This is a genomic window from Caloranaerobacter azorensis DSM 13643, assembly GCF_900129995.1.
Lineage (GTDB): Bacteria > Bacillota > Clostridia > Tissierellales > Thermohalobacteraceae > Caloranaerobacter > Caloranaerobacter azorensis.
Genome location: NZ_FQXO01000087.1, coordinates 1 through 8894, shown reverse-complemented (window position 1 = coordinate 8894; position 8894 = coordinate 1). Strand labels below are relative to the sequence as shown.

General features: G+C 29.5%; 10 protein-coding genes. 1 reads left to right on the top strand and 9 read right to left on the bottom strand.

Going from position 1 to position 8894, the window contains the following annotated elements; all coding sequences use genetic code 11:
• Nucleotides 1-326 precede the first annotated feature (326 nt).
• The 7 genes from BUB51_RS11045 to BUB51_RS11015 all read right to left on the bottom strand — a co-directional run bounded on the left by BUB51_RS11045 (nucleotide 327) and on the right by BUB51_RS11015 (nucleotide 4674).
• The gene (locus tag BUB51_RS11045) at nucleotides 327-1097 is read right to left on the bottom strand and encodes a helix-turn-helix domain-containing protein (protein ID WP_073197754.1); all 771 of its coding nucleotides are present in this window, start codon (nucleotides 1095-1097) and stop codon (nucleotides 327-329) included.
• A gap of 198 nt (nucleotides 1098-1295) precedes the next feature.
• On the bottom strand, nucleotides 1296-1577 hold the full coding sequence (locus BUB51_RS11040) for a putative Se/S carrier protein (protein ID WP_073197752.1): 282 nt from the start codon (nucleotides 1575-1577) through the stop codon (nucleotides 1296-1298).
• 8 nt (nucleotides 1578-1585) lie between these two features.
• Nucleotides 1586-1801, bottom strand: coding sequence for a sulfurtransferase TusA family protein (locus BUB51_RS11035; RefSeq protein WP_073197750.1), 216 nt, complete (start codon nucleotides 1799-1801; stop codon nucleotides 1586-1588).
• Entirely contained in the window at nucleotides 1791-2885 is a 1095-nt protein-coding gene (yedE, locus tag BUB51_RS11030) for a YedE family putative selenium transporter (protein ID WP_073197749.1), read from the bottom strand. The genes BUB51_RS11035 and yedE overlap by 11 nt, the downstream gene beginning before the upstream one ends.
• A 165-nt stretch (nucleotides 2886-3050) precedes the next feature.
• On the bottom strand, nucleotides 3051-3377 hold the full coding sequence (locus tag BUB51_RS11025) for a DUF5320 domain-containing protein (RefSeq protein ID WP_073197747.1): 327 nt from the start codon (nucleotides 3375-3377) through the stop codon (nucleotides 3051-3053).
• Nucleotides 3378-3532: 155 nt separating this feature from the next.
• On the bottom strand, nucleotides 3533-4030 hold the full coding sequence (locus BUB51_RS11020) for a DUF134 domain-containing protein (RefSeq protein WP_035163063.1): 498 nt from the start codon (nucleotides 4028-4030) through the stop codon (nucleotides 3533-3535).
• A 101-nt stretch (nucleotides 4031-4131) separates the two neighbouring features.
• Nucleotides 4132-4674, bottom strand: a complete 543-nt coding sequence (locus tag BUB51_RS11015; RefSeq protein WP_073197745.1) for a GNAT family N-acetyltransferase — start codon at nucleotides 4672-4674, stop codon at nucleotides 4132-4134.
• 271 nt (nucleotides 4675-4945) lie between these two features.
• Here BUB51_RS11015 and BUB51_RS11010 point away from each other — a divergent pair, with 271 nt between their 5' ends.
• Nucleotides 4946-5767, top strand: a complete 822-nt coding sequence (locus tag BUB51_RS11010) for a VanW family protein (protein WP_073197743.1) — start codon at nucleotides 4946-4948, stop codon at nucleotides 5765-5767.
• Between the two features lie 838 nt (nucleotides 5768-6605).
• On the opposite strand, the gene BUB51_RS11005 is transcribed toward BUB51_RS11010, so the two are convergent.
• Nucleotides 6606-7076, bottom strand: a complete 471-nt coding sequence (locus BUB51_RS11005; protein WP_073197741.1) for a hypothetical protein — start codon at nucleotides 7074-7076, stop codon at nucleotides 6606-6608.
• Nucleotides 7077-7938: 862 nt separating this feature from the next.
• Complete coding sequence (locus BUB51_RS11000) at nucleotides 7939-8547, bottom strand: Sir2 family NAD-dependent protein deacetylase (RefSeq protein WP_073197740.1); 609 nt, start codon at nucleotides 8545-8547, stop codon at nucleotides 7939-7941.
• Nucleotides 8548-8894: the final 347 nt, after the last annotated feature.

Below are 8894 nucleotides of genomic sequence, written 5' to 3'. Positions count from 1 at the left end.
AATGACGTATCCTTGAGACCTCCCGGGGTAAGCGTAACCACTTTCCTCCCATATATCCGCCACATTTACTGCATAAACCTTTGGACCGTTTTGGGCTTTGTTTTGTTATGCAAACTCACCCGATTTATACAGCCTCGAATGTGATTCGTGTACCTCGGACCAGGATTTTGCCTCCGGCTTCCTTCAGATTCCACCTCACGATGGACACCCTTGCCTTTGGCTAGTGGTTGGCACGGTCAACCCCCACAGTGGACTTTCACCACCTAGTTGTTACGCATGCCCGGCACACATAAAGCATAAAAACAGGGAAATCTTTCCCTGTTTTTTTAACTAGCTATAAAATCATTTATCTTATTAGACAATTCTAAAAATTTATCATTTATATTACTTATTTTCTGTATAATATTATTAGCTAATTCATACTGACCTAACTTGTAAAATGTAAGAGCTTTACGATATTTAATATCTTCCATCCTTGAATTATCTATATCTTCGTTTCTAGTTAACATACTTTCTGCTAAATTAAAATAAACTAATCCTTCTTTCAAATCTCCTTTATTATATAGAATCATTCCAATATATTTATATATATCAGAAATAGATATATAATCATCTAATTTCGAATAGTAAATTACTGACTCTAAAAATAACGTAATTGCACAATTAAAATGATTTCTTAAAAACTCATTTTCTGCTTTTAAAAACAATGCTTTCGCTTTATATTCGTCTAGACCGTATTTAGTAGATAGTAATATAACATTATATAATTTTGAATTTATTTCATAAATGCTTATATTATTTTTCGATTCAATATATGTAAGCCACTCTAAACATTTATCTTTAGCTATATCTTTTTCAGTTTTTAAAAACAGAGAAGCACTTACGTTTATATCAATACCTTTTTGTTTAGCTAATTTATTAATTTTATCTGAAAGATAAATCGCATTAATTATATTTATTTTCCTTTTATCATTTTCAAACATAGAAATATAATTTTTAGAAAATTTCTTTCCAGCTAATTCTTCTTGATTGACATTTAAAATCTTTCTAATTTTTTTTAATCGCTGTCCAGGACTTAATAGCTCTATATCTTCCATCTAATCACTCCCCTTAAAAACAATAACTATATATTGTTATATATTATTTTATCATAATTTTCAAAATTTTGTTATTATTTTTTGTCAAATTATTTGTTTTTTTCTGACTTTTTTAATGATATCGATAAATTTCTTCATCATAATATAATTATATTTAGTTTTATAAAAATAAGGCTGTTTTTTGCAAACAGCCTCAATCTATATTTTCATGTTAAAATTAACTAATTTAGAAAGCCAATTATTCTTTTCTTTCTTTTCAACTTTATATACTTGATCTACTATAATACCTTCTTCTTCACAAATTTTAAGAATCTCCTCTTTTTTATCACATGGGAACTCTCCTGCAGTTCCACAACTCGAACTGACTTGTCTTGGTACAGGCATAAGTTTTACTTCATATCCTCTCTCTTTTAACACCTTTTCAAACTGCAATGCATGATATGTCGAATGAAAAGTAGCTACACAATAGAAATATTTCATTTTACCACCTATTTTCTAATTATCAATGTATAATCTTCCTCGTTTTTTATAACCTCTACATCAAAGCCTTGATTATGTGCAAATCGTTTAATATTCTCTACAGCAACCATTGCATCTACTAAAACTTCTATTGGTTGTCCATCAAATTTATCAATTGCATTTTTAGTCATAACTACAGGTTCAGGACACGATCTTCCTCTCGCATCTACAACATTATGCTTCAATTTGTACGCCCCCTTTATTTTCCTTTCTTACAAAATCTAATACCTTGCTAAATCCAATAATCACAACTATAATCAATCCAATAATAACTGCTATTTTACCGTTATATGGTACTCCTTTAGGACTAGCAGCTAAACTAAAGTTATGTGCAAAAGCAGCTCCTGCCATTAATCCTAATATTGTTATTGCTGCATCTTGATCTCCTTCTCCTGCTAAAATTGTCTGCCTCAAAGGACATCCTCCTAAAAGCACTGCACATAATCCTGTCAAAGTCATTCCAAGAAAATTCCAAACGAAATCATTATGAGCTATTGGCTGATTAGCAAAACCAATTTGAAAAGCGTTATAATTGAAAATTAAATTACCTAAAAGAGCGAATAAAAATATCCCGATTAATCCCGATAATAGATGAAAATCTCTAATTAAGATGACATCACGAATTCCACCAGCTGTACAAAGTCTAGTTCTCTGTAATACTGCACCAATTAATAATCCTATACCTAGAGATATAAATACAGGTGCATGCATAGAACCGGGTCCCTTTTCACTAAATAAAATAAATGAAGGTGCTGATAATAATAATATAATTAAAATTATTGCAAAAACCGGCATAGTATATCCGCCAATCTCTGGCTGTTTTACGCTTCTTCCTAAAGTAAATCCTTTCTTTAAAAACTGTGTTCCTATCCAAATTCCTACTATGTAGCCTAATAAACCTACTATTGCATTCAAATCCCCATTAGCAAGTCTTAAAATCATTCTTAAAGGACAACCTAAAAATACTAATGCACCTATCATTAAGAAAAAAGCTAAAATAAAACGCAATATCGGTGCCGAGCCACCTCTAGATTTAAACTCTCCTTTAATCTTAGCCATAATAAAAGCCCCTAAAATAAAGCCCGGTATTTCTGGACGTATGTATTGTACTACGCTAGCTCTATGTAGACCTAAAGCCCCAGTAATATCTCTAAAAAAGCATGCAACACATACACCCATATTAGCTGGGTTTCCCAACTTCACTAATATTGCTGCTAATATACCTACTAATCCCCCTGATGCAATGATTTTTATTTTACTGTCTCTCACATAACTCCCTCCATTCTAGTATGTTTATTTTCCTTCAATACTAATATTATCCAATAATTAACCTGAATACAAATTGAATATTTTTATAAAAAAATTTTAGTTATAGATATTTTTTATAATTCACAATAAATTACAATAAAAAAAAGAAGCCTAAAGGGTTTAACCTTAGGCTTCCTCTTTTGAATCAAGGTCTTTTAATCTTTTTTCTAAACTGTCTAATTGGTCTTTAAGAAATCTTATTTCTTCATTTATATATCCTTTTAATTCTTCTTTTGATGGTGCATTATAAGCAAAAGCTCTCCATCCAAATCCTCTGCCGAATCCAAATCCTCTTCTACAAAATCTACCGAATCCTCTTCCAAATCCTCTACCATAACCTCTGCCATATCCCGCATTCATATATCCTGGAACATCATAACCTGCACAATAACCCATTTTTCTACCAGTCATTGGTCCTGCTCCCATTGGACCTGTTCTATCTCCTCTTGGCATTTTAACCCCTCCTTGATTATTTTGAGCATATGCTCATTTTCTAATTTTATTATAATTCTGTTTTGGGCATATGTCAATAACTTTTTTTCAAAAAAAAGAACAAAATCTTCATTTTAATATTGAAGATTTTGTTAAACCCAATAACTATAATAAAGCTATTTACCATTATGTTCACATCTTCTATATCTTCCTAAACCTCTTCCTCTACCTCTACATCTATTTTGACAAAAACTCCTTCTAGGTTTATCTGCACAATGGACATCTTCTGAACCGCATTCTGGGCATCTTACCTCATTTTCATAAATATCTTCTACTCTATTTTCCCATTTTGTACCACATTTTTCACATATAAATACACAAATATTTTGTGTATAATTTCCTCCCTTTATTCTTATAGCTTTTCCGTTAACTAAACTATCTGCTATTTTCATTTTAGCTTCATTATAAATTCTCTGAAATGTCTGTCTTGAAACTTCCATCTTTTTAGCACATGTTTCTTGATCTAATCCTTCTAAATCTTTAAGTCTTATAGCTTCTAATTCTTCAACTTTAATGATATTTTCTTTTAATTCACAATTAGATACATTAACTGGCACAAAATATTCATATTCTGGTAGATTTTCAATCCTTCTCCATTTAACAGGCCTCGGCATCAAACTACCTCCTACTTTGATGTTTACATTAACTATTATATTACTATCAGTTATAAAATAAAAGTTTTTTTACGTTCATTCATATATTAGTTAATACATATTCATTTTTTTCTATTATTAAAATATTCTTCTCTAAGTATCCCCATAACAATTACATCTTGATATTTGCCATTTCTAAAAATTACCTGTCTTAATCTGCCTTCTTCAACAAAACCACACTTTTTATATGATTTTATAGCTCTTTCATTGAATGCAAATACATCAAGTTGAACTTTATTAACGTTAATCTGATTAAATATAAAATCTAGTAAAACATTCATTGCATCTGTTCCGTACCCTTTGCCTCTATAATCTTTGTGGCCAATAAATATACCTACTACAGCTACTCCATTTTTTAAATCAAGCCTATTTACCCCACAGCCACCAATGTATAATCCTCCATCTAAAGTTTCTATAGAAAAATTATATGTATCCTGATTTTCCATTTGACTTTCATACCATTTTTTCTCTCTATCTAATGTCACAGGATAAGGTATTCTTGTAATGAGATTAAGAATAACTTCCGGATCATTCATATATTCAACAGCTTTAGGTAAATCTTTTTCTGTAATACCTCTTAATCTTACTTTTTTGCCTATCAACATCTTCCCCACTCCCTTTTAAAAGTATCTATTGCACAATCAAGTACAATAAGCATTTTTTGATATTTCCATATATACTACTATAATTAGTTTTATATGTCAATGCCTAAATCCTAGGAATACTAATTTAAATAAAACCAACACCTAGGAAGCGTTTGATATGAATTATGGATATTTACAATGCCATATTTATAATCTTATTTTTTAATTTTTGACATAAGAATCTATTATTGGTAAAATATTATTGATAACTTGTCTAATAGGAGGATTTTAAATGAAACCGATTAAAAGATCGGCATTTAGAATTTTTTTAGGTAAAAATTATTATAAAGCTAAAAGGTATTTTGAATGGTATTTTGGAAATAAAAAATATGCTAAAACCTTAAATACCTCAAAATTACCTTATTTAATATTTAAACACCAAACTCCTCTAATTAGAAAACTTAAAAATGTTGATATGTATTTGCAGTATAATAAGATTACTAATCTTAAAATTGCAACAAAAAAAATTAATGGAGTAATAGTTAAACCCGGCGAAACGTTTTCGTATTGGAGATTAATTGGTAAACCAACTAGAAGAAAAGGATACTTAGAGGGTATGAATCTTTTTTATGGAAGTTTCCGTCCTGAAATAGGTGGAGGACTTTGTCAGTTATCAAACTTAATCTACTGGATGACATTACATACTCCTTTAACTGTTACAGAAAGGTATCGACACAGTTTTGATGTTTTCCCTGATGTAAATAGAACACAACCTTTTGGTAGTGGTGCTACTTGTGTATATAATTATAGGGATTTACAAATATATAATGGAACTGATGAAACATATCAATTAATTGTCTATTTAACAGACAAGTATTTAGTTGGCGAATGGAGAGCGGAAAAACCTATAACTAAAAGATATGAAGTTTATGAAAAAAAACATTGGATTACACATGAATATTGGGGCGGTTATATGCGCCATAATATTATTCACAGACGGATATATAATTTATTTGGAGAACTTATAGAAGATGAATACATAACTGAAAATCATGCTATTATGATGTATCAGCCTCTTTTAGAAGAGAGTGCATATAGTCAAGACGGCTCTTAAAGAACCATGAGTTTGTTAACAAAGTACAAATGTATGTAAATTAATGGGGATTCTAATTTCAAAAAAGATTCCCTTTCTTGTAAGATATATTTGTAATACTTCTCATCTAATCAGGTTATCAAAACCCAAATATTCGATGTATATATCAATTTTCATTTCTATGATATATATATATCATATAGCAGTCCCTATCTTACTACTAATATATCTAAGAAAATAACCTCTAAAGGGTTTCAACTAACAGGCAAATTAATGTATAATCTTTCTTGAAAGAGTAATATTCCTGGGAAGCCTGTCAGCTGATACCCTTAATAAAGCGAATCGTTCCATTCCTTGAATGTATATAATTTGGCTAGTTGAGACTTTTAAGGTATCCTCTTTTCACATGCAAGGTTATATCTTCAAGGCTAATGAATGGATCCACTCTTACCATATAGGCAGTATTAAGAAATAAGAAACCTTTCAGGATAATTACACCTGAAGAACATAACAAACTATACAGACAAAGCAAATTAAAATCATCATTAGTTTCTTAATGAAAGAATACGAAAATTTATTACGAATTTTAAGTCTATGTTCATGTTTTTCATAGGCTTAGTTTGTTATACTCTTTTTCAAGGTTCAAAAAATTTTAAATTAACTCTTGACTTTTATTAGCTGGTCTATATAAATAAAGTTGAATGTTCTAAAGAACTACGCCCCCAACTATTGCTAAAAAACTAAAGAACCCTTTTTATTTAGGCTTCTCTACTGTTATGGTTTTATCTCCAATCTAAACAGCTCACTACCTTTTTAAGCTAGAATACTAAATGGGCGATAAGTTTTTTAATTCAAAAGACTAAATTGTTTCAGCAATAATCATATTTAATTTATTAATAAATTCTTGTGCTTTATTTTTCTCATAAGGTGCTATTTTATAATTAATTGATGAACCGCCAGTACTCTGAATTACAATAAGGCATTGAATTCCTTCAATTATACTCATTATACCCAATAAAATTAAAACAAGCCCACCAAAAAAAGTATCACTAAATGTATTTAAACCAAACAATGCCAGTATAATACCTATAATAATTTTCTTGATATTAAATTTGTTGTCTATTCTAACACCAGCTATATTTTTTATAGGATATGTAACATCATTACTTCCTAATAGAATTAACCAAAACAAATTTGGAACACTACCAAGTATTCTTTTATTTGTTATTTTAAATTTACTTTTAATAAAAGGCATTAAAGTTGAATAAGCAAATTTTTGCTCTTTTATTATATCCTCATCTTTTGCTAAAAATATTTCTTGCTTATCCATCCTGTTCTCTCCCCCTTAAATATTTGCCCTTATCGCCCATTTTATCATTATTGTACTTTAACCTATTTACAAAAAACAAATTGTTGCTTTCCATAAAATAGAAAAATCAAATACCTGAATCCTAGGAATACTAATCTAAACAAAACCAATACCCTAGAAGGCGTTTGATATGATTAGTACAATGAAACAAACATTAAATCAATATTTAAATAATTATAGATGCATTTTTAAAAAGCGTATCTTTAATATTTTTTACTGACTTATAATGGCCATAATTCCTTTTGAAGAACTTTGATCAGTTCCAATAAAGCTATACGATAAAAAACATCAAAACTTGAAATAACATCTAATATGATAAATACAGTAATATCTTTTTTGGGAAAATGCATGGAGTATAGAAGTAATATTTTATCAGCAAAAATTTTTTATTATTAATAAATATCAGGTTGTTATTTGAAAGTTCATCTAAATGGCGTACCCTTGAAACCTTCCGGGATAAGCACAACCACTCTCCTCCTATATATACGCCACATTCACTGCATAAGCCTTCGGATCGTTTTAGGCTTTGTTTTGTTATATCACCGTTGCCCTTGGCTAGTAGTTCACACGATCAACCCCACAGTAGACTTTCACCACCTAATTGTTACGAATGTCTAGCTCATATCCAAAACATTTCTTTTCAGGAAATCTTTAGTTGTATCTATTGGTGTAATATTCCATATTGTATTTTTTATTATCAATAGATTTAGAATATCTTATAGTTTAAAAGTCAGTGGAAATATTTCTTATTTATTGAACACTAATGTGTAAAAATAAAAAAATAGGATTTTATAATAGTAGATTATAAAAGCACATTCACACTTCAATCCTTTCTCATAACTTTCTCCAAAAATTCCGGCACCAATTCTTCTGCTCTCTCATTTATTATTTTCACCTTTATCCCTAAACTTTTTGCTCTATAAACTAAATCGCTTGAAGTCGAAGTATAAAATGAAGTACCTACGACTAGCAATATATCGGCTGAACTGATAATATCAATAGCAGTAAAATAATTCGGAATCATATCTCCATATAATACTACATTAGGATTTAGTATACTCTTGCAATTCTTACAATAAATCGAATCATAAATAACATCAAAATCATATTCTCTATTACATTTATTACAGAAAACCGTCTCAAGATTTCCGTGAATCTCTAATACATCTTTACTTCCTGCTTTTTTATGAAGTGAATCTATATTCATAGTTATTACCGGAATATCATATTTAGCTAAAGCTATATGTGCTTCATTAGGTTTTGCAATTCTTACAGTATCTTTAAATTTCTTAAGTATCTCATAAAACTTAATAGGATAATTTTCAAAATAACTCCTACTTAATTTCTGTCTTAAATCTCCTAATTCCTCAAAAGTAGGTATATCACTAGCTTTAGATATACCAGCCCCTGTCAATGCAACTACTTTACTCATAAACTCCCTCCTACCGTTTCCTACGTAGTGTCAAAAGTTTAGAGCAAATTCGACACCCAAACATTGAAATTTGAATAATATATAGGTTTGGTTGTCTCCCCCCTCTTTGGATATACTTTAAGTAGCACCAAAAATATAAAAGAAATACAAAAGAAAGGAGAGACAAACCAAAAATGAAATCTTTAATTATTAACTTAACAAATACTATCAGAATTCTTTATGTTTTAATAACTTATCTTCTAATCCCATATTTTAAAAATCCTATAAAACCTAGAACTAATAAACCAATAAGCAAATCATATAGAAAAATCGAAGTTGATACCGAACTTCCTATTATAGAAACAATT